Origin of the sequence: Streptosporangium sp. NPDC000095, from assembly GCF_042899335.1 — a bacterium.
GTDB lineage: Bacteria > Actinomycetota > Actinomycetes > Streptosporangiales > Streptosporangiaceae > Streptosporangium.
The window spans coordinates 265932-287281 of the sequence record NZ_JBIAZS010000009.1 but is presented as its reverse complement, the minus strand read 5'-3'; the positions used below and the strand labels follow the sequence as shown (position 1 = coordinate 287281).

The following is a 21350-nucleotide window of genomic DNA, read 5'->3' as shown; positions in this document are numbered from 1 at the left end:
TCGTACCATCCTTCTGCCGATGTCCCGAAGGCCGCTGAAGCCACGGAATGCCGCTTGATCACCTACATTGCACGTTCGACCGGCCGAGGTCCAGCGTGAGTTTTCTCCCGGCGCCGGTCGAGGTCCGGAGACGTCGGCCCACACTCACCGACGTCCATCACCCGTCCACCGCCCGTTCACCGACGTCCGGCGTTCGACGGGCGGGGGCGTCCGGGGTCGCCCGCCCCGCGTTCAGCGTCCGGTGATGGAGTCGGCGACGCGGGCCAGCACCGAGGTGCGGCCGAGCCCGGCCTTCTCCCTGGCGTCGGCCCGGCGGTAGAGGTCGTACATGGTGTGCACGCCGATCCACCGCAGCGGTTCCACCTCCCAGCCGCGCACCTTGCGGTCCACCCAGGGCAGGGAGGTCAGGTCGGTGTCCTCGCGCAGGACGAGGTCGCGCAGGGTACGGCCGGCGAGGTTGGTCGTGGTCACCCCGTGGCCGGTGTAGCCGCCCGCCCAGCCGATGCCGGTGGTGTGGTCGACGTGCACGGTGGCGCACCAGTCGCGGGGTACGCCGAGCACGCCGGACCAGGCGTGCGCGACGCGGGAGGCCCTGACCGCGGGGAACATCCCGGTGAGCAGCTCCCAGAGCGCCTCGATCGTCCAGGCGTGGGTGTGGCCCCGGTCGTCCACGCGGGATCCGTACAGGTAGGGCTTGCCGCGCCCGCCGAACGCGATCCGGCCGTCGGCGGTGCGCTGGGCGTACATGTAGTAGTGCGCCATGTCACCGAGCAGTTCGTTGCCCTCCCAGCCGATCTCGTCCCACAGCGCGCCCAGCGGCTCGGTGACGATCATGGAGCTGTTCATCGGCAGCCACGTCCGGTGATACTGCCTCAGCTCGGCGGTGAAGCCCTCGGTGGCGCGGATGACGTATTCGGCGCGGACCGTCCCCTGCGGCGTGCGGGCCTCGCGGGGGGCGATCTCGGTGACCGGGGTGCGCTCGAAGATCTCCACCCCGAGCCCTCTCACGGTCTCGGCCAGACCTCTGGCCAGCTTGGCGGGCTGGATCCTGGCGCAGTGCGGGCTCCAGATCGCGCTGACCGCGCCGTTCACCCGCAGGCGCCCTTCCCGCTCGGCGGGGTCGAGCAGCCGCACGTCCTCCTCGGTCCAGCCCCAGTGGCGCTCGTGGGCGAGCAGCCGGTGCAGCCGCCGGTCCTGGGCGGTGTTGGTGGCGACCGTGGTGACACCGCCTTTGACGATCTCGGCGTCGATGTTCTCGTCCTTGGCGACGGCGACGACCTCGTCGATCGTGTCGAACATCACCCGCTGCAGCCGCCTGGCCGCGTCCGCGCCGTGCGTCTTGGCGTAGCGCTCGGGGGTGCCCGCCAGCTCGCCGACCAGCCAGCCGCCGTTGCGTCCGGAGGCGCCGTATCCGGCGAACTCCTTCTCCAGTACGACGATCCGCAGACCAGGGCTCGCCTTCTTCAGGTAGTAGGCGGTCCACAGGCCCGTGTATCCGGCGCCGACGATGGCGACGTCGGCGTCGAGGTCTCCGGTGAGAGGGGCGCCGGGGGAGGGGATGCCGAGGGAGCGATACCAGAAGGAGACGTCTCCGTTGACGAAGTCCCCGGCCAGGGGAACGCGCGTGCTCATGGCCTCACATTCTGCTGTATCCGTCTATCTGGGTGCACCTGTCAACGGAAACCGTTGCAGAAACGCCGTCCGGCCGCGTAATGAGTGATCTTCTCAGACGTAACGATGGGCTCACTCATGTGTAGCAGTCCCGTAACAGCTTCGGGACAGGCTATGCCCTGACGGAAGGGGCATTCTGATGGGGTTTCTGAGGATTCGTACGACCGTTGACGAGAGGCCGGGACGGCTGGCCTCGCTGACCGCCGCGCTCGCCGCCAAGGGCGGCAACATTCTGGGCCTGAGCGTGCAGACCGACGTGGACGGCACGGTCGACGAGTTCGTCACGGACATCCCCGCCGGAGCCGAGGCGGTACGCGAGGCGCTGGAGGCCGCCGGGGGACGGCAGGTCCAGGTCGTCGCCGCCACCGCCCACGAGCTGACCGACGAGCCCACCCGCGTCCTGCTGCTCGCCTCCCGGCTGCGCATGACGCCCTGGCGCCTGCCGGAGCTGCTGGGAGAGCTGCTGCGCGCCGACGACTCCCGCTGGGTCTACGGTTCGGAGATGAGTGATCTTCCGGACCCGACCCTGCTGACCGTGCCCGTGGCTCCGCGCCGCGCGATCAGGGTCCGCAGGGCCGAGCTGCCCTTCACGCTGACCGAGGCCGCCCGTGCGGCCTCCTTCGTCCGCCTGGCGCAGCCACCCGTGGAGGAGTCCGGGGCCGACCGCGACATCACGCTCTCCGACGGCGTCGAGGTCAACGTCCGCCCGCTCACCCGCCTCTACCGCGAGGCTGTACGCGACCTGCACGACCGCTGCTCGCCCGAGGCCCGCAGGTTCCGCTACTTCACCTCGGCGCCGGTACTGCCGCCGAAGGTCTTCGAGCGGCTCTGCGACCGGGCCCGGGGGCAGTCGGTCGTCGCCGGACACGACGGCCAGGTCGTCGGTCTCGCCAACCTGATGTTCACCTCCGACCCGGGCACCGCCGAGATGGCGTTCCTGATCGAGGACCGCTGGCAGGGCAGGGGGCTGGGAACGGCCCTGGCGGGAATGCTCGTCCGCCAGGCCCGCGACCTGGGCTTCGCCGAGGTCAGGGCGACGCTGCTGTCCGACAACATCCGCATGCGCAGGCTCCTGATCTCGCTCGGCGCGACCCTGAGCTACACCGAGGACCCCGGCGTGGTGGAAGCCAGGCTGGCCGTGGGCGTGATGGCGCCGGCATCCCCGAGCTGAACCCCATCACGCGACCTTCCCGTTTCGAGATCGCTCAGGGATTCCGAAGCGGGGAGGTCGCACTTTTCGGTTTCTCCGTGGGGCCACAGTCCTCCCCGGGAGAGGTCGGGGTGCGCGGCCTCAGCCTCTCCCGGGGAAAAATGACATTTTAGTGTCAGCTTCGCGGTAAATGCCTTTCGCGGCCGGGGGCGGCGTGCGTAGGGTCCCCGCATGACGATCAACGCCTTCATCGACGCCCTCCCCAAGGTCGAGCTCCACGTCCACCTGGTCGGCTCCGCCTCCGTCCCCACCGTGCTCGAACTCGCCCGCCGCCACCCCGGCGGCGGCGTCCCCACGGACGAGGAGGAGCTGCGCGCCTTCTACAGGTTCACCGACTTCCCGCACTTCGCCCGCATCTACCAGGCGATCAACGCCCTCGTCCGCGAGCCGGAGGACGTGGCCACCCTGGTGCTCGGCCTCGCCTCCGACCTCGCGGGGCAGAACGGCCGCTATGTCGAGCTGACCGTCACGCCGTACGCGCACCACCTCGTGGGCATGCCGATGCGCGAGGTCACCGAGGCGCTCGACCTCGCCGCCCGCCGCTCCCACGAGGAGCACGGGGTGCGGATGGCGTACGTGTTCGACATCCCCGGCGAGTACGGCGCCGAGGCGGCCCGCGTCACCCTGGACCACGCGCTCGGTGAACCTCCCCAGGCGCTGGTAGGTTTCGGGCTGGCCGGCATCGAACAGGACCGCCCGAAGTATCGGGACGTCTTCGCCGACGCCTTCCGCGCCGCCACCGCCGCCGGGCTGCGCAGCCTGCCGCACGCGGGCGAGATGACCGGTCCGGAGACGATCTGGGAGGCCCTCGACCTCCTGGGCGCCGAGCGGATCGGCCACGGCATCGCCTGCATGGACGATCCCCGCCTCGTTGCCCACCTGCGCGAGACCCGGATCCCCCTGGAGGTCTGTCCCACCTCCAACGTCTGCACCGGCCAGGTCGCCCGCATCGAGGAGCACCCGCTGCCCCGCATGATCGAGGAGGGCCTGTTCGTCACCCTCAACAGCGACGACCCGCCCATGTTCGCCACCACGCTGAGCCGCGAGTATCGCGTCGCCGCCGAGCACCTCGGCCTGGACCGCGCCACCCTCGCCACCCTGGCCCGCAACGCGGTCGAGGCCTCGTCCATGGACCCGGCGGGCAAGAAGGAGATCCTCGCCGAGATCGACACCGTCGCCGCCCGGCACTCCGAGACCGCCCCCTGACGGCCATCTCGAAGATCGTGGTCGTCAGGTCATGCCGATTCGCGATAGACGCGCTGCCGCCGCACGGCCTGGCGGAGCACGGGTGCCTCGTCCGGCTCGTCGAGTGAGGCGACCAGATCGTCGAACTGCTCGGCGGGCATCAGCGTGACGTCGGACGGTTCGGCCACCATCCCCTCCATTCCGCGGTGTGCGTGCGGCCCTTCCGATGGCCACCGTAGCGGTCATCGCTCGATCGCACACCGTGAGCACGGTGTTCGGCGTGGCCGGATGTGAAGGACCGGGCTCAGCGGGGGAGATACGGCTCAGGGGGAAGGGATCTTGGAGGCGGCGGCTCCGTCCAGCAGGAAGAGGGTGTTCCGGCTGCCTCGGGCGCCGGCCGCGGGGACCTGCATCGTCCCCGAGTCCGACAGCGCGAGCCGTACCGCTTCGGCCTTCTCCTCGCCGGCGGCGATCACCCACACCTCGCGGGCGCCCTGGATCACCGGCAGCGTGAGCGAGACACGGGTGGGCGGGGGCTTGGGGGAGTCATGCACCGCCACCACGGGTCGGGTGTCGTGCAGGGCGGGCAGGCCGGGGAAGAGCGAGGCGACGTGGCCGTCGGGGCCCATGCCCAGCATCATCAGATCGAAGGACGGGGCCGGGCCGTGGTCCTCGGGGCGTGCGGCCTTGCGGAGTTCCTCGGCGTAGGCCTCGGCCGACTCCTCGGCGGTCATGCCCGAGTCGGGGCCGCGCATCACGTGGACCCGCGCGGGGTCGAGGTCAAGCTGATTGAGCAGGGCCTCGCGGGCGCCGGTCTCGTTGCGCTCGGGGTCGCCGTCCGCCAGGAAACGCTCGTCACCCCACCAGATGTCCACCTTGCGCCAGTCGACGGCGTCCCTGGCGGGGGAGGCGGCGATCTCGGCGAGGGTGGCGATGCCGACGGTCCCGCCGGTCAGGACCAGGTGGGCCGAGCCCTTGGCCGACTGGGCGTCGACGAGTCGGACGATCACCCGGGCGGCGACGGCCTTGGCGAGCACGTCGGCGTCGCGGTGGGTGATCACAGTGGGAACGCTCACGGGGCTTCTCTTTCGAAAGGAGGCGCCCCGCGGCGATCGCCGCGGGGCGCTCACGGCTCAGGACTTGTGGGTCCGGGCGAGTCGCTGGATCGCCGACGCGTAGATCTCGTCGGGGTCCAGCCGCCGCAGCTCCTCGGCGAGCAGCTCCGACGTCGGGCGCCGGGCCAGGGCGACCCTGCGGTCAGGCTGGCCGGGACGCGACAGCGTGCCCAGCCGGCCGTCGGGGCGGGTGATGGTGATGTCGCCGTCCGCCGCGATCAGCTTGACCATGGTCAGGCCGGGCCCGCTGGAGTCGGAGACCTTCACCGGGGCGTCGAGACGCTCGCCGAGCCAGGCCGCGAGCAGCAGGGCGCTGGCATGGCCGGGCACGGCCTCGATGGCGCCCCGCTTGACCTTGCCCACCGGCTGGTCGAACGCGGCGGCCAGCAGGCTCCGCCACGTCGTCAGCCGGGTCCAGGCAAGGTCGGTGTCGCCGGGTACGTAACCGCGGGCCCGGCCGACGATCGCCTTGACCGGGTCGGCCGCCGACCGCGCGTCGACGATGCGACGCTGGGCCAGCATGCCGATCGGGTCCTTGGACGGCACCTCGGGGCCGTCGGTGGGCCACCAGGCCACCACCGGGGTGTCGGTGAGCAGCAGCGGGCTGACAACCGAGTCGGCGTGCCTGGTCAGCTCTCCGTACAGGCGCAGCAGGATCACCTCGCCCGGGGTCGACTCACCGAACCGGATCTCGGCGTCGAGCCGGTTCGGCTCCTCGGAGTCGCGGGGAATGACGACCAGGATCCGGGAGGGGTGCTCCCTGGCGGCCTCGGTCGCGGCCCGGACCGCGTCGTACTGGTCGCTCTCGCCGCAGACCACCACGAGGGTCAGCACCATGCCGACCGCCGGGGTGCCCATCTGGTGGCGCAGGTGGGTGAGCTGCGAGGAGATCTTCGAGGCGGTCGTGCCGCTGAGCATGAAGCTGGTCATCTACAGCCGCCTCCAGACGCGCCCGTCGCGGGCCATCATCTCGTCGGCCGAGGCCGGCCCCCAGGTGCCCGAGGGATACTCCTCCGGCGGGCCCTGGGAGCTCCAGAAGTCCTCGATCGGGTCGAGGATCTTCCATGACAGCTCGACCTCGCGCTGGTGCGGGAAGAGCGGCGGGTCGCCGATCAGCACGTCCAGCAGCAGCCGTTCGTAGGCCTCGGGGGAGGACTCCATGAACGACTCGCCGTAGGCGAAGTCCATCGAGACGTCCCGCACCTCCATCGCGGTGCCCGGCACCTTGGAGCCGAAGCGCACCGTGATGCCCTCGTCCGGCTGAACCCGGATGACCAGTGCGTTCTGCCCCAGGATCTCGGTGTCGTCCTTGCTGAACGGCAGGTGCGGCGCCCGCTGGAACACCACGGCCACCTCGGTGACCCGGCGGCCGAGCCGCTTGCCGGTGCGCAGGTAGAACGGCACCCCGGCCCAGCGCCGGTTGGCGATCTCCAGCTTGATGGCCGCGTAGGTCTCGGTGATCGAGTCGGGCGGGATGCCCTCCTCCTGGGTGTAGCCGATCACCGGCTCGCCGCCCTGCCAGCCGGGCCCGTAGCGGCCGCGCGCGGTGGCCTGGGACAGGTCGGACGGCAGCCGCACCGCCTTGAGGACCTTCTCCTTCTCCCTGCGCAGCGAGTCGGCCCCGAACGACGTCGGATCCTCCATGCCGACCAGGGCGAGCAGCTGCAGCAGGTGGTTCTGGATCACGTCGCGGGCCGCGCCGATGCCGTCGTAGTAACCCGCCCGGCCTCCGATGCCGATGTCCTCGGCCATCGTGATCTGCACGTGGTCGACGTAACCGCGGTTCCAGATCGGCTCGAACAGGTTGTTGGCGAACCGCAGCGCCAGGATGTTCTGGACGGTCTCCTTGCCCAGGTAGTGGTCGATGCGGAACACCGAGCTCTCCGGGAAGACCGCGCTGGTGATCGCGTTGAGCTCCTGGGCACTACGCAGGTCGTGCCCGAAGGGCTTCTCGATCACCACCCGGCGCCAGGATCCGGGAGGGCCGTCGGCGAGGCCGGTCCGCTTCAGCTGCTGGACCACGACCGGGAAGAACTTCGGCGGCACCGAGAGGTAGAAGCCGTAGTTGCCGCCGGTGCCCCGGGTCTGGTCGATCTCCTTGAGCATCATCGCCAGCGTGTCGAACGCACCGTCGTCGGTGAACTCGCCACGGCAGAAGAAGATGCCCTCCGACAGCTGCTTCCAGACCTCCTCGCGAAACGGCGTCCGCGCGTGCTCCTTGACCGCGTCGTGGGTCAGCTGCGCGAAGTCCTGATCCTTCCAGTCGCGGCGGGCGAAGCCGACCAGGGAGAAGCCAGGGGGCAGCAGCCCGCGGTTGGCGAGGTCGTAGATCGCCGGCAGCAGCTTCTTGCGTGCCAGGTCGCCGGTCACACCGAACAGCACCAGCACGCACGGCCCGGCCACGCGCGGCAGGCGCTTGTCTCTCGGGTCGCGCAGCGGGTTGGCCTCGATCATGGCCTCGGTGACGCCGGCGGTCGCGACGTCGGTGGCCGTGGTGGTCGTGGGCGTCTTCTCTCCCTGCGCGTCCGTCACCGGGACGACCGTGTCGGTGGCCGATGCCGGGGCACCGGCCGCTTCGCCCGCCCGGGAGCTCCCCTTGCTCATGCGAACCTCCGGCGCTCCATCAGACCTCCCGCGAGGCGGCGAGCAGGCGCGCGACGCCGGCGGCGCGGTCGGTCAGGTGCAGTCGTACGGCGGGACGGCCGCGGCTGGCCAGCGCGCCCAGGTCGCCCAGGGCCTGGGCGAGCTGGAGCCGGCCCAGGGTGTAGGGCTTGCCGGGGACCTCGACGTCCTCCTCGACCGCGCCGGTGATCTGCAGGAACACCCCGTTCTGCGGGCCGCCCTTGTGGTACTGGCCGGTGGAGTGCAGGAAGCGGGGACCCCAGCCGAAGGTGACCGGGCGGTCGGTACGGACGGCGAGCAGCCCGCGCAGCGTCGCCGGGTCGGCCCCGCTCCACACGTCCGTCATCTCCTCGAACGAGGCGCCCTCGGCGTACGGGGCGTCGAAGGCCGCCTCACGGTCGAGGTAGGCCATCACCGCGAGGTAGCCGCGCTCCGGGATCGCCTCCAGCAGCCGGGTGAACACGTCCGACAGGTCCTTGACGTCCTCGGAGCCGGGGAACTCGCCGTACACCTCCACCGGGCCGTCGACCAGGATCGGGGTGCCGACCGGCAGCTCGGCCTGGTCGAGCAGCTTGGCGGTGTTCTCCTTGGACTCGGCCACGTTCGGCTGGTTGAACGGGTCGATGCCGAGGACGCGGCCCGCGACGGCCGTGGCGTACTCCCAGACGAGGAACTGCGCGCCCAGCGGGCCGGCGACGGTCACGACGCCGTCGGTGTCGATCCCGGCGAGCAGCTCGTCGTCGGCGTCACCGGGGTCGGCGCCCACGACGGGCAGGATGCCCTTGCCGGACTTGCCGGTGGACTCGGCGACCAGCTGCTCGATCCAGTCGGGCAGGCCGTTGATCTCCGACAGGCTGTCCTCGATCACGAGCTTGTCGCGCCCGGCCTCGGCGGCTGCGCCCAGGGCCGCGCCGAGGTCGAGACCGGGGTTGCCCTCGGTCCGCGACAGCAGCGGCGCCACCTCGGCCGCGTCGTCGAGCAACCGCTCGACGTCGGCGCCCGCCAGCGCGCTGGGCACCAGGCCGAACGCCGTCAGGGCGCTGTAGCGGCCGCCCACGTTCGGGTCGGCGAGGATCACCTGGTAGCCCGCCTCGCGGGCGCTCGCCTCCAGGGGCGAGCCGGGGTCGGTGACGACGACGATCCGCTTCGCCGGGTCGATCCCGGCGTCGCGGAAGGCCTTCTCGTAGATCCGCCGGTGGCTGTCGGTCTCGACCGTGCCGCCGCTCTTGCTCGCGACGACCAGGATCGTGCTCTCCAGCCGGTCCTCGAGCGCCCGGCGCACCTGGCCGGGGTCGGTGGTGTCGAGAACGGTGAGGGGTACGTCGGCTGAGGTGGTGATGACCTCGGGGGCGAGGGAGGAGCCGCCCATGCCGGCCAGGACCACGTGGTCCAGGCCCTCGGCGCGGGCCCGCTCCACCAGCGCGCCGATCTCGGGAAGCAGCTGCCTGCTCGTCAGCGGGAGGTTGAGCCAGCCGAGCCGGATCGCCGCCTCGGCCTCGGCCTCGGGGCCCCACAGGGTGGAGTCGCCGGAGGCGAGGGCCTGGGGGACCCCCTCGGAGACGAGCTGTCCTGCCGTCTCCGAGGCCTGCTCGGTGAAGTCGTCCTCGCTGAACGTCACGGACACTGACATATGGTCCTCACGCCTTCTTCAGCTCGGAGGAGACGGTCTCCAGCAGCTCTTTCCAGGAGGCCTCGAACTTGCTCAGGCCGTCCTCCTCCAGGAAGCGCACGACATCGTCGTAGTCGATGCCGGCGTCCTTGAGCGCCGCCATGGTGTTCCAGGCCTCCTCGTAGGAGGAGCGGACCGTGTCGCCGGTGATGTTGCCGTGGTCGCCCGTGGCGTCCAGGGTCTTCTCCGGCATCGTGTTGACCGTGCCGGAGGTGACCAGCTCGTCGACGTAGAGGGTGTCGGGGTAGTCGGGGTTCTTCGTCCCGGTGGAGGCCCACAGCGGGCGCTGGGCCCGCGCACCGGCCGCGGCGAGCGCCTGCCAGCGCGGGGACGCGACGACCTCCTCGAAGGCGGCGAAGGCGAGGCGGGCGTTGGCGACCGCGGCCTTGCCCTTCAGCGCGAGCGCCTCGGGGGTGCCGATCTTGTCCAGGCGCTTGTCGATCTCGCCGTCCACGCGGCTGACGAAGAACGAGGCGACCGACTCGATGGCCGACAGGTCCAGGCCGGCCTCCTTGGCCTTCTCCAGACCGGTCAGCCAGGCGTCCATCACGGCGCGGTAGCGCTCAAGGGAGAAGATCAGCGTGACGTTGACGCTGATGCCCTCGGAGATCGCCTGCGTGATCGCGGGCAGGCCCTCGACGGTGGCGGGGATCTTGATGAACAGGTTGGGCCGGTCGACCAGCCACCACAGCGCGCGCGCCTCGGCGACGGTCTTGTCGGTGTCCCTGGACAGGCGGGGGTCGACCTCGATCGACACCCGGCCGTCCACCTGGCCGGTGGTGTCGTAGACCGGCCGCAGCACGTCGGCGGCCCAGCGGATGTCGTAGGTGGTGATCGCCCGTACGGCCTCCTCCACGTCGACGCCGCGGATCTTCAGGTCGCGCAGCTGGCCGTCGTAGGCGTCGCCCTTGCTCAGCGCCGAGGCGAAGATCGTCGGGTTGGAGGTGACACCGACCACGTGCTTGTCGTTGATCAGGGACTGCAGGTTGCCCGTGCGCAGGCGCTCACGGCTGATGTCGTCCAGCCAGATGGAGACACCCTGCTCGGAGAGCTTCTTCAGGATCTCACTCATGATCAGTTTCCCGTCGTCTCGCCCTTGTCGGCTCCGGTCTTGGCGAGGCTCGCCTTGGCGGCGGCGGCCACGCGCTCGGCGGTCAGGCCGAACTGCTCGTAGAGGGTCTTGTAGGGGGCCGAGGCACCGAAGTGCTCCAGGCTCACCACCACACCCTCGTCTCCCACGAACTCCCGCCAGCCCAGCGCGATTCCCGCCTCGACCGCCACGCGCGCGCGCACCGCCGTGGGCAGCACCGTCTGCCGGTAGGCCGAGTCCTGGGCCTGGAACCACTCCACGCACGGCATCGACACGACCCGGGTGGCGATGCCCTCCGCCTCGAGGAGCTCGCGGGCCTCGACGGCGAGCTCGACCTCGGAGCCGGTACCGATCAGGATCACCGAGGGCTGCCCGTTGGAGGCGTCCCGCAGGACGTAACCGCCGCGGGCGACCTTGTCCGCGTCGCGGGTGCCCTCGTAGACCGGGAGGTTCTGGCGGGTGAGCGCGAGCGCGGCCGGCCGGTCGTTGTGCTCCAGCACGACCTGCCAGGCGGCGGCCGTCTCGTTGGCGTCGGCCGGGCGGACCACGTCGAGACCGGGGATGGCGCGCAGCGCCCACAGGTGCTCGACGGGCTGGTGCGTCGGACCGTCCTCGCCCAGGCCGATGGAGTCGTGCGTCCACACGTAGGTGACCGGCAGCTTCATCAACGCGGCCAGCCGCACGGCCGGGCGCATGTAGTCGCTGAACACCAGGAACGTGCCACCGTAGGGGCGGGTGCCGCCGTGCAGCGCGATGCCGTTGAGAATCGCGCCCATGCCGTGCTCACGGATGCCGAAGTGCAGCGTGCGGCCGTAGGGGCCGCCGGGGAAGTCCTTGGTCTGGAACTCCTCGGGGATGAAGGACGGCTCGCCCTTCATCGTGGTGTTGTTGGACTCGGCGAGGTCGGCCGAGCCGCCCCACAGCTCGGGCAGCACCGGCGCGAGGGCGCTGAGCACCTCACCGGAGGCCTTGCGGGTGGCGACGGAGGAGCCGATCTCGAAGGTCGGCAGCGCCCCGGTCCAGTCGGCGGGAAGCCGTCGCGCGGAGATGCGGTCGAACTCGGCGGCGCGCTCGGGGTTGGCCTCGCGCCAGCTCTGGTAGAGCTTGTCCCACTCCGCCCGCGCGGCCCGGCCGCGCTCGACGACCTCGCGGGCGTGCTCCAGGACCTCGGAGGGGACGTCGAAGCTCTTCTCGACGTCGAAGCCCATGACCTTCTTGGTGGCGGCGACCTCGTCGGCGCCCAGCGCCGAGCCGTGGATCTTGCCGGTGTTCTGCTTGTTGGGCGCGGGCCAGCCGATGATCGTGCGCAGCCGGATGAACGACGGCCTGCCGGTCTCGGCGCGGGCGGCCTCCAGGGCCTCGTACAGCGCCTGGACGTCCTCGACGTACTCGCCCGTCCGCGTCCAGTCGACCGTCTGGGTGTGCCACCCGTACGCCTCGTAGCGCGCGACGATGTCCTCGCTCAGCGCGATCTGGGTGTCGTCCTCGATCGAGATGTGGTTGCTGTCGAAGACGACGGTGAGGTTGCCCAGCCTCTGGTGGGCGGCGAGGGCGCTCACCTCGTGGCTGATGCCCTCCTCGATGTCACCCTCGGAGGCGATGCACCAGATGTTGTGGTCGAACGGGCTCGCGCCCGGAGCGGCGTCCGGGTCGAACAGGCCGCGCTCGCGGCGGGCGGCCATCGCCATGCCGACCGCGTTGCCCAGGCCCTGGCCGAGCGGGCCCGTGGTGGTCTCGACGCCGACGGTGTGGCCGTGCTCGGGGTGGCCGGGCGTGAGGCTCTCCCACTGGCGGAGCCCCTTGATGTCGTCCAGGCTCAGGCCGTAGCCGGAGAGGAAGAGCTGGATGTAGAGGGTCAGGCTGCTGTGACCAGCCGAAAGGACGAACCGGTCACGGCCCGCCCACGAGGGGTCTGAGGGGTCATGTCGCATCACCTGCTGGAACAGCAGGTAAGCGGCCGGCGCCAGGCTCATCGCGGTGCCGGGGTGACCCGATCCCGCCTTCTCTACCGCGTCCATGGCCAGGGTGCGTACGACGTCGACCGCGCGGCGGTCCAGGTCGCTCCATTCGAGGGCTGGCACGAGTTCAGTGCTCAAGTGCTCGATCTCCGGATCTAATCGTGTGATGGTGGCGCCGGTCTGGTATTTCCCGCCCACACCGGACCCTAACGGGTTCGACCTGGCTACCGGGGCGTAGGTCGGCCCGAGGCGGGTCCGGGGGGGCGGCAGGCGGCGCGCCTCCCCCGCGGGGAGTCCCCTCGCGCCGCTTCCGCACCCCGTGCCGGGACCGGCCTCCCCTGCAACTACAGTGAGTCCTCAGGGCCGGCTGGTGCCCGCATTCACGGATCCGCTCTAATCAGAGGTTACGCGTTGACCCCGCACGTGCTGGAAGCACCTTAGATGGTGCTCACCGACAAGCAATCGACGGCCCCGCCCGAGGCGGGCACGGCCACCGAGGCCGCGCCGCGCTCCTTCGGCGACGTCGTGAAGGCCTACGTCGCCCTCACGAAGCCGCGGATCATCGAGCTGCTGCTGATCACGACGCTGCCGGTGATGTTCCTGGCCGCCAAGGGGCTGCCGCCGCTGTGGATCGCGGTCAACACCCTGGTGTTCGGCACCCTGTCGGCAGGCAGCGCGAACGCGCTGAACTGCTACATCGACCGCGACATCGACGCCGCCATGCGCCGCACCCGGCGCCGCCCGCTCGCCCGCGACCTGGTGCCGCCGACGAACGCGCTGATCTTCGGGCTCATCCTCGGCGTGGTGTCCACCGTTGGGCTCGGCCTGGCGGTGAACTGGCTCGCCGCCGGCCTGTCGCTGGCCGCGAACCTGTTCTACGTGCTCGTCTACTCGATGATCCTCAAGCGCCGGACCTCGCAGAACGTGGTGTGGGGAGGCCTCGCCGGCTGCATGCCCGTGCTGATCGGCTGGGCGGGTGTCACCGGCCGCCTCGACTGGGCCCCCGTGGTGCTCTTCGGCGTGGTGTTCTTCTGGACGCCGCCGCACACCTGGACCCTCGCGATGCGCTACCGGGAGGACTACGCGGCGGCGAAGGTGCCCATGCTCCCCGTGGTCGCCACGGAGCGCCGCGTGGTGCTGGAGAGCATCGTCTACACCTGGGCCACGGTGTTGTGCTCGCTGCTGCTGTGGCCGGTGGCCGGGACCACCCTTCTCTACCCCGCGGTGGCCGTCGTCCTCGGCGCCGCCTGCCTGTGGGAGGTCCACCGCCTCCTGGCCCGGGTCAACGCGGGCAAGACCGGTGTCGACCTGCGCCCGATGCGCTTCTTCCACTGGTCCAACGCCTATCTGGCGCTGCTCTTCCTGGCCGTCGCCATCGACTCGATGCTCGTCTGAGATCCGGATCGTCTCGCGCGGTCTCCTCGGGCGGTGCCCGTTTCCGTGCCCCGGCGACGGGGGAGACGTCTCCCGGGGGAAGATGTTCTCTTGACCGGCCTGGGGTGGGCCTGACCGTGGGGAGGGTGTTTCGTGGTCTTCGGTAAATCCCGGGAGCCTGATTCCGGTTCCGGCCGCGAGCGCGGCTCATCGCCCGGCACGGTCCACGGATTCGAGGTTCCCGTCCGGCATCGTCCGTTTCCTGGCGGGGGGCGGCCGAGGGGTGGCGGGGCGAAGTGTGGCAACCTTCGGCCGATAATCTCCCGATTCGAGTCGTGGGGTGGACACCAAGGGTTACGGTGGCCACATGGCCGGCCGTGACCCCCGCTGGGTGCTCAGGGACCGTCCGTCGGTCGGACTGATCGTCGGGCTCGTCCTCACCGGGGTGTGCGCCCTGGTGTCGTTCTCCTTCGACGTGCTGAACGGCGATCCGGTCTACTTCTTCATCGCCCTGTGCCTCGCGCTGGCGCCCGTTCCCGTGTTGCTGGCCGCGGTGCTGGCGCTCGACCGCATCGAGCCCGAGCCGCGCGGCAACCTGATCTTCGCGTTCGCCTGGGGCGCGGGGGTCGCGGTCCTGGTCGCCGGAGTGATCAACTCCTTCAACCTGGTCTACATCGAGAACACCGTCCAGCTGGGCTACGACTACGCGCGCAACATCGCCGCCACCTTCGGCGCGCCCGTGGTCGAGGAGACGATGAAGGGCCTGGTCCTGCTGGGCCTGCTCAGGTTCAGGCGCGCCGAGCTGGACGGGCCCACCGACGGCATCATCTACGCCAGCATGGTCGGCCTCGGCTTCGCCATGAGCGAGAACGTCAGCTACTACGTGGCCGCGCTCAACGAGCTGGGCGCGCAGGGCCTGGCGGTGACCGTGGTGCTGCGCGGGGTCCTCTCGCCGTTCGCCCACCCGCTGTTCACCTCCATGATCGGTGTCGCGGTGGCCTACGCGGCGCAGCGCCGGGGGCCCGGGCGGCTCTTCGTCATCGCGGCCGGGTGGGTCGGCGCGATGCTGCTGCACGGCATCTGGAACGGCTTCGTCTCCTACGCGGGCCTCGGCGGCCTGGCCGTCGCCTACCTGCTGCTGATGGTCGTGCTGTTCGTGCTGATCTGGATCATCTTCCGCGACCGCAAGCGCATCATCGGGCTCATCCAGACCTACCTGCCCGCCTACTGGGCGACGGGGCTGGTGTCCGCGGGCGACGTGGTGATGCTCTCCTCCCTGCAGGGGCGCCGCCACGCCCGGCAGTGGGCCAAGCAGCACGGGGGCAGGACGGCCCTGCGGGCGATGAGCGACTACCAGCTCGCGGCCACCGAGCTCGGTCTGCTCCATGAGCGGGCCAGGGGCCACGTGATCGACGAGCCCACCTTCAACGAGGAGCAGCGGGCGCTGCTGGAGTGCATGGCCGGTGCCCGCGCCCAGTTTTCCGGGCCGCCCGCCACGGGGAACGCTCCGGCCGGCCACGCCTCCGGCCCGTCCTACCCGCAGGACGGCCCCCCTTATCCGCAGGGTGGCCTCCCCGGTCATCCTCAGGGGGGTCCCGGTCGCCCGCCGCCGGGCGGGCCGTTCCACTAGTTCCACCGGGCTGGTTCCACCGGGCGTGTTCGCACCCGCGACATCCGTCCTGTCGTCGCGGGCCGGTGGCCGCGTCCGATCCTGTGTGGAGGATCACCTTTCCCGCACCGGATCGGAGCGCGGGGCCGGGCCTCGGACCGGCTCGGACGCGGGCGCGCGTCACGGTCGGCTCATGCGCGGGGGAGACGGGGGACGCGGCCCTCGTCCGCGGGGGCGCGTCACGTCCGCGTCACAGGGCCTCAGACGCGGACGGCGTCGAGCTCGCCGGTGACCGCCTCCGAGGCGTCCCGCGGCCTGGGTGAGCCGGTCGCGAAGACCACCCGCAGCGTGCAGACCCAGACCAGGGTCGCGCCGAGCACGTGCAGGTTGACCAGGGCCGCGGGCACGCCCAGGAAGTACTGGACGTATCCGATGACCCCCTGCGCGGCCTCCACGCCCAGCAGCGTCCACGCGGTCCGCCGGGCGTACCCGGGCGCGTCGGTGATGTGCAGCGCGAACGCCAGCGCGAAGGTGAGGCCGATCACCACGTAGGCGACGTCGGCGTGGATCCTCGCCACGGTCTCGATGTCGAAGCCGAACCTGGAGGCCATCTCGTCGCCCGAGTGCGGCCCGGTGCCGGTCACCACCACGCCCACCACGAGCAGGGTGAACACGGCGGCGACGAGCCCGAAGACGAGCGTGCGGACATGGCGGTGGATCCGCTGCCGGGGTGGGGAGCCGTCGCCCGGGCTCTCGTTCAGGCCGGCGCGGGCGTACAGCGCGTACGCCGCGGCGATCATGCCGATGGAGGCGAGGAAGTGCACGCTCACGGTGACCGGGTTGAGCGCGCTGCGCACGACCAGGCCGCCCCAGAGTCCCTGGAAGGCCACGCCGATCGGCTGCAGCCAGGCCAGCCTCACCAGGTCGGGGCGGCGGGCCGGTAGCCGCAGGGCGGCGATCAGGCAGGCCACGCCGACCGCGAGTACCAGGAAGGTGAGCAGCCGGTTGCCGAACTCGATCGCCATGTTCAGCGGTGAGATCTCGTCGTGGGCCACCGGGATGAAGCTCTCCGGCGTGCACCGTGGCCAGGTGGGACAGCCCAGGCCGGATCCGCTGACCCGCACCGCGGCGCCCGTCACCGTGATCCCGACGTTGACGACGACCGCCGCCAGCGCCCAGCGGCGCAGGGTGAGGAAGGTCGGCGGCCCCACGATTCGCGCCGATCCGGCGGCATACCGGCGAGCCTGGTCAAGGAGGTGGTTCACGGCTCACATGCTAGGCGGCGAGGGGGGTGGTCCCACCGTGGACCCCGGCGGACCCTGGCGGACCCCGGGTGGCGGCCACCGGGCGCGAGGCGCGTACCACGGGACGGCGTGCCGTACGCCCCTGAGGGTAGAGGTGGGCTTGAGCCGAAGTTTTGCGCGTGATGTCCGTTTAGGCGCATTGATCCGTTCAAAGGTATGTGACATAGTACTGACGGGCCCGAGGTGCGGGAACGAGGTGAGAGATGCCGGACGTCGTGGTCGTCGGTGCCGGGGTCGTGGGGGCCGCCTGCGCCTACTACGCCGCCCGCGCGGGCCTGGACGTCGTGGTCGTCGACCGGGGGGCGGTGGCGGGCGGTACGACCGGTGCGGGCGAGGGCAACATCCTGGTCTCCGACAAGGAGCCGGGACCCGAACTCGACCTGGCACTGCTCTCCAACCGGCTCTGGCGTGACCTGGCGGGGGCCGCGCCAGAGGGCGGGGCCCGAAACGGCGCGCCGGGGGACGAGCGCGTCGACGCCGGACCGGGCGGTGCGGGAGCGGGCGTCGTGGACCGGCCCGTCACGGGCGGCGGGTTCGAGTTCGAGGCCAAGGGCGGCCTGGTGGTGGCCGAGACGGACGAGATCCTGGAGGCGCTCACCGACCTGGCGGGAAAACAGGGGGTCGAGCACATCGCCGTCGCCGCGGGGGAACTCGGCGACTACGAGCCCCACCTGGCGAAAGGGCTCGCCGGTGGCGTGTTCTACCCGCAGGACGCCCAGGTCCAGCCCATGCTGGCGGCGGCCTCCCTCATCCGGAGAGGCGCGGAACGGTTCGGCCGCGGCGCCCTGATGCTGCGCACGGGCGTCACGGTGACCGGCTTCGTCACAGGCGGCGACCGGATCGCCGGGGTCACCACCGACCACGGTGACATCCTCGCCGGAGCCGTCGTCAACGCTGCGGGCACCTGGGGCGGCGAACTCGCCGCGCTCGCCGGCGCGCACGTCCCGATCCTGCCCAGGCGCGGCTTCGTCCTGGTCACCGAGCCGCTCGCCGGGCCGTTGATCAGGCACAAGGTCTACACCGCCGCCTACGTCACCGCGGTGGCCAGCGACTCGGAGGGGCTCCAGACGTCCGCCGTCGTGGAGAGCACCCCGGCGGGGCCCGTGCTCATCGGCGCCAGCCGCGAGCGGGTCGGCTTCGACCGCACGATGTCGGTCCCGGTGCTCGAACGTCTCGCCCGTCAGGCCGTGGAGCTGTTCCCTGCCCTGGCGGCATACCGGGTGATCCGCGCCTACTGCGGTTTCCGCCCCTACTGCCCGGACCATCTTCCGGTGATCGGGGAGGATCCCCGAGTTCGGGGGCTCTACCACGCCTGCGGTCACGAGGGGGCGGGCATCGGCCTGGCCCCGGCCACCGGCCACCTGATCGCCCAGCTCCTGATCGGCCTCGGCCCCGACCTGGACCTCACCCCCTTCCGTCCCGACCGCTTCACCCGGGAGGCGTCTTGACCTGCTCCCCGAGCCTGAACCGGAACCCGAGCCGAGGTCCGGAGCCGGAGCGGAGCCCGAACTCGAACCGGAGCCACCACCGGGATCCCTCCCACGGAGGTGCCCGATGAGGGATCCGTACCGTCTGGTGGGGGCGCGGCCCGAGCCGGAGTTCGAGATCAGCGTGGACGGTGTTCCCGTCCCGGTGATCCCCGGCCAGAGCCTCGGCGCCGCCATGCACGGCGCGGGCATCCGCTCCTGGCGCACCACCAGGTTCGCCGGGCGAGCGCGCGGGCTGTTCTGCGGCATCGGGGTCTGTTTCGACTGCCTGGTCACGGTGAACGGAACCCCCTCCCTGCGGGCCTGCCTGACCGAGGCGCTTCCGGGAGACCGGGTGACCACCGGCGGTCCTCCATCGCCCTCCCAGGGCCCACAGGAGGCCCCGCGAGACCCCTGGCAAGAGGCCGGAGCCGGACCGGGGGAGCGGGCGTACGCTCCGGATACGGACGTCTCCCATGATTCCGGCACCTCCGACACAGAGGAGGACGTCCCGGGCGCGCACCCTCCTCGTGCTCCCGGCGTCTCCGACACGCGGAGGGAGGGATGAGCGGCCGATGACGCGGATTCACGATCTCGCCGTGATCGGTGCCGGTCCCGCCGGGGTCGCGGGCGCGCTCACCGCGGCCCTCTCAGGGCTGGACGTCGTACTGGTCGACGGGGCCGCCAGGCCGGGCGGCCAGTACTTCCGGCGCCCCGCCGAGGGCTTCCGCGCCGAGCGGCCCGGCGCGCTGCACCGCGGGCTCGACAGGTTCACCCGACAGTGGGAGACGCTTCGCGAGCGCGCCGAGGTGCTCCTGCGCCACCGGGTCTGGGCGGTCGAGCGCGCGGACGGCGCGGTCACCGTACGGTGCCTGGAGGGAGACCGCGAGGAGCGGCCCCGCACGGTGACCGCGCGAGGGTTGCTGATCGCCACCGGCGCGTACGACCGGCCGCTGCCGTTCCCCGGCTGGGACCTGCCGGGGGTGCTCACCGCGGGCGGCGCGCAGGCACTGCTCAAGGGCGACCTGGTCGGTGCGGGAAGCAGGGTCGTGGTCGCCGGTACCGGCCCGTTCCTGCTGCCCGTCGCCGCGGGCCTGGCGGACGCCGGGGCGCGGGTGCTCGGCGTCCACGAGGCGAACGGCGGGTTCGGGCTCGCCAGGCACCCGCTGCTCGCCGCGGGCCGGGTGGGGGAGGCCCTCGGGTACGGGGCGCGCCTGGCCCGCCACCGGATCCCGTACCGCCGCCGCGAGGCGGTGGTCGCCGCGCACGGCGACACCGCGCTGACCCACGTCACGGTGGCGAGCCTGGACGGCGACTGGCGGCCGACGGCGACGAGGACCGTCGAGTGCGACACCCTCGCCTGCGGCTACGGATTCGTCCCCCAGCTCGACCTGCCGGTCCAGCTGGACTGCGCCACCCGCCGCGACCCCGACGGCAGCCCGGTCGTTGCGGTGGACGCGGGCATGCGCACCAGCGTGCCCGGCGTCTACGCGGCGGGAGAGTCCACCGGTGTCGGCGGGGCCGTGCTCGCCGAGGTGGAGGGACGCGTCGCGGGCCGGTCCGCCGCCGACGACCTGGGCCGCCCGGTTCCTCCGGATCCGGCCCTCGCCCGGCGCGCGGCCAGGCTCTCCGCCTTCGCGCACGCCCTGCAGGAGGCCTACCCGGTACGGGCCGGCTGGCAGGACTGGCTCCGCGACGACACCCTCGTGTGCCGCTGCGAGGAGGTGCCCCTGTCGGCCGTACGCCGGGCACAGGCCATGGGGGCCGCCGACGCGCGCTCCGTCAAGCTTCTCGCGCGCCCGGGGATGGGGTGGTGCCAGGGCAGGATGTGCGGCTACGCGGTCGCGTGCCTCGCCGGGGAGGACCCCGCGCCGCCCCGGCGCCCGATCGCCCAGCCCGTCAGGCTCGGCGACCTCGCCGCGGCGACGTCCGCCTCCCACGGCCGAAGGGAGGCCCTGCCGGCCTCGGAGGAGGCGGAGAGCTTGGCGGAGACGGGCGCACCGGAGGTTCTCCCGCGTCCGGCACATGCGGAACCTCCGCCGACCCCGGCGGCGGATCGGCCCGAACCCCCTCGGAAGGACGAACGATGACGACCCCCGCGAAGCCCTGGCACGGTGTGACGGTGGCCACCGCGCTGCCCCTGGGCGCGGACCTCTCCGTCGACCTGGACGGCTACGCCGAGCACTGCCGGTGGCTGGTCGCCTCCGGGTGCGACGGCGTCGTGCCGAACGGATCGCTGGGCGAGTACCAGACGCTCACCTCCCGGGAGCGGGCCTCGGTCGTGGAGACCGCGGTCGCCGCCGTGGGCGGCGACCGCGTCATGCCGGGTGTCGCGGCCTACGGCGCCCTGGAGGCCCGCCGCTGGGCCGAGCAGGCAGGTGAGGCCGGGTGCCGCGCGGTGATGCTGCTCCCGCCGAACGCCTACCGCGCCGACGACAGGACCGTGGTGGAGCACTACCGCGAGGTGGCCGCGGCCGGTCTGCCGGTGGTGGCCTACAACAACCCCTTCGACACCAGGGTGGACCTCACCCCCCGGTTGCTGGCCACCCTGCACGCCGAGGGCCTGATCGTCGGGGTGAAGGAGTTCAGTGGTGACGTCCGGCGGATCTACGAGATCGCCGAGCTCGCCCCCGGGCTGGACGTGCTGGCCGGGGCCGACGACGTACTGCTGGAGCTGGTCACCGCCGGGGCGGTCGGCTGGGTGGCCGGATTCCCCAACGCGCTGCCCGAGTCGACCGTCGCCCTGTACCGGGCGGCGGCCGAGGGGGACACGGCCACCGCGCTTCCGCTCTACCGCGCGCTGCACCCGCTGCTTCGCTGGGACTCCAGACCGGTGTTCGTCCAGGCGATCAAGCTCTCCATGGACCTGGCCGGCCGCCGCGGTGGCCCGTGCCGCCCGCCCAGGCTCGCCCTGGTGCCCGAACAGGAGGCCGCCGTACGCGCCGCGACGGAGAAGGCCCTCGCCGAGGGACTGCGTTAGTGGGCCGTCCCCGAACGTCGCCCCGGTATCGCCGCCCGGTGGCGGGCTCCCGCCGGATCTGCCCTCCCCCGGCAAGGTCGTGCGACGGTCCGGTGGA

Annotated in this window: 17 protein-coding genes; 8 read left to right on the top strand and 9 right to left on the bottom strand. The window is 71.8% G+C overall.

The genetic code is table 11. From position 1 onward, the window contains the following. Positions 1–231 precede the first annotated feature (231 nt). Entirely contained in the window at positions 232–1632 is a 1401-nt protein-coding gene (locus ACFY3V_RS21775) for an NAD(P)/FAD-dependent oxidoreductase (protein WP_389775673.1), read from the bottom strand. A 178-nt stretch (positions 1633–1810) separates the two neighbouring features. On the opposite strand from ACFY3V_RS21775, the gene ACFY3V_RS21770 reads away from it, so the two are divergent. Both ACFY3V_RS21770 and add read left to right on the top strand, forming a co-directional pair. Next, on the top strand, positions 1811–2842 hold the full coding sequence (locus tag ACFY3V_RS21770; protein ID WP_362897339.1) for a GNAT family N-acetyltransferase: 1032 nt from the start codon (positions 1811–1813) through the stop codon (positions 2840–2842). 210 nt (positions 2843–3052) lie between these two features. After that, positions 3053–4087, top strand: coding sequence for an adenosine deaminase (add, locus tag ACFY3V_RS21765; protein ID WP_389775669.1), 1035 nt, complete (start codon positions 3053–3055; stop codon positions 4085–4087). Between the two features lie 29 nt (positions 4088–4116). Here the strand turns inward: add and ACFY3V_RS21760 are convergent, their stop codons facing one another. The 7 genes from ACFY3V_RS21760 to tkt form a co-directional block, all read right to left on the bottom strand. Continuing rightward, positions 4117–4254, bottom strand: coding sequence for a hypothetical protein (locus ACFY3V_RS21760; protein WP_389775665.1), 138 nt, complete (start codon positions 4252–4254; stop codon positions 4117–4119). A gap of 135 nt (positions 4255–4389) precedes the next feature. After that, positions 4390–5142: a 6-phosphogluconolactonase gene (gene pgl / locus ACFY3V_RS21755; protein ID WP_389775662.1), complete on the bottom strand. Its 753-nt coding sequence runs from the start codon at positions 5140–5142 to the stop codon at positions 4390–4392. A gap of 57 nt (positions 5143–5199) precedes the next feature. Further along, entirely contained in the window at positions 5200–6111 is a 912-nt protein-coding gene (locus tag ACFY3V_RS21750; RefSeq protein WP_350947765.1) for a glucose-6-phosphate dehydrogenase assembly protein OpcA, read from the bottom strand. After that, positions 6112–7635 carry a glucose-6-phosphate dehydrogenase gene (zwf, locus tag ACFY3V_RS21745; RefSeq protein WP_362897396.1) on the bottom strand — a complete coding sequence of 508 codons (1524 nt, stop codon included), beginning with the start codon at positions 7633–7635 and terminating at the stop codon, positions 6112–6114. Positions 7636–7804: 169 nt separating this feature from the next. Continuing rightward, positions 7805–9433 carry a glucose-6-phosphate isomerase gene (locus ACFY3V_RS21740; protein ID WP_362897336.1) on the bottom strand — a complete coding sequence of 543 codons (1629 nt, stop codon included), beginning with the start codon at positions 9431–9433 and terminating at the stop codon, positions 7805–7807. Between the two features lie 7 nt (positions 9434–9440). After that, positions 9441–10544, bottom strand: a complete 1104-nt coding sequence (gene tal / locus ACFY3V_RS21735) for a transaldolase (RefSeq protein ID WP_362897335.1) — start codon at positions 10542–10544, stop codon at positions 9441–9443. A gap of 2 nt (positions 10545–10546) precedes the next feature. Beyond that, positions 10547–12658, bottom strand: coding sequence for a transketolase (gene tkt, locus ACFY3V_RS21730; protein WP_362897334.1), 2112 nt, complete (start codon positions 12656–12658; stop codon positions 10547–10549). 303 nt (positions 12659–12961) lie between these two features. Between tkt and ACFY3V_RS21725 the strand changes: the two genes are divergently transcribed. Then, the gene (locus ACFY3V_RS21725; protein WP_350947761.1) at positions 12962–13915 is read left to right on the top strand and encodes a heme o synthase; all 954 of its coding nucleotides are present in this window, start codon (positions 12962–12964) and stop codon (positions 13913–13915) included. 346 nt (positions 13916–14261) lie between these two features. Beyond that, positions 14262–15524, top strand: a complete 1263-nt coding sequence (locus ACFY3V_RS21720) for a PrsW family intramembrane metalloprotease (protein WP_362897333.1) — start codon at positions 14262–14264, stop codon at positions 15522–15524. Between the two features lie 239 nt (positions 15525–15763). Here ACFY3V_RS21720 and ACFY3V_RS21715 read toward each other — a convergent pair whose 3' ends face one another. Next, positions 15764–16768, bottom strand: coding sequence for a COX15/CtaA family protein (locus ACFY3V_RS21715; RefSeq protein WP_362897332.1), 1005 nt, complete (start codon positions 16766–16768; stop codon positions 15764–15766). Between the two features lie 242 nt (positions 16769–17010). Between ACFY3V_RS21715 and ACFY3V_RS21710 the strand changes: the two genes are divergently transcribed. The 4 genes from ACFY3V_RS21710 to ACFY3V_RS21695 all read left to right on the top strand — a co-directional run bounded on the left by ACFY3V_RS21710 (position 17011) and on the right by ACFY3V_RS21695 (position 21253). Continuing rightward, positions 17011–18255 (top strand): NAD(P)/FAD-dependent oxidoreductase, encoded by a 1245-nt coding sequence (locus ACFY3V_RS21710; protein ID WP_389775655.1) that lies wholly within the window; start codon positions 17011–17013, stop codon positions 18253–18255. A gap of 106 nt (positions 18256–18361) precedes the next feature. Beyond that, on the top strand, positions 18362–18841 hold the full coding sequence (locus tag ACFY3V_RS21705) for a (2Fe-2S)-binding protein (protein ID WP_389775652.1): 480 nt from the start codon (positions 18362–18364) through the stop codon (positions 18839–18841). A 7-nt stretch (positions 18842–18848) separates the two neighbouring features. Continuing rightward, positions 18849–20363 carry an FAD-dependent oxidoreductase gene (locus ACFY3V_RS21700; protein WP_389775649.1) on the top strand — a complete coding sequence of 505 codons (1515 nt, stop codon included), beginning with the start codon at positions 18849–18851 and terminating at the stop codon, positions 20361–20363. Beyond that, a complete protein-coding gene (locus ACFY3V_RS21695; protein ID WP_389775646.1) occupies positions 20360–21253 on the top strand; it encodes a dihydrodipicolinate synthase family protein in 894 nt (297 codons plus the stop codon). Before ACFY3V_RS21700 ends, ACFY3V_RS21695 begins: the two co-directional genes overlap by 4 nt. Positions 21254–21350: the final 97 nt, after the last annotated feature.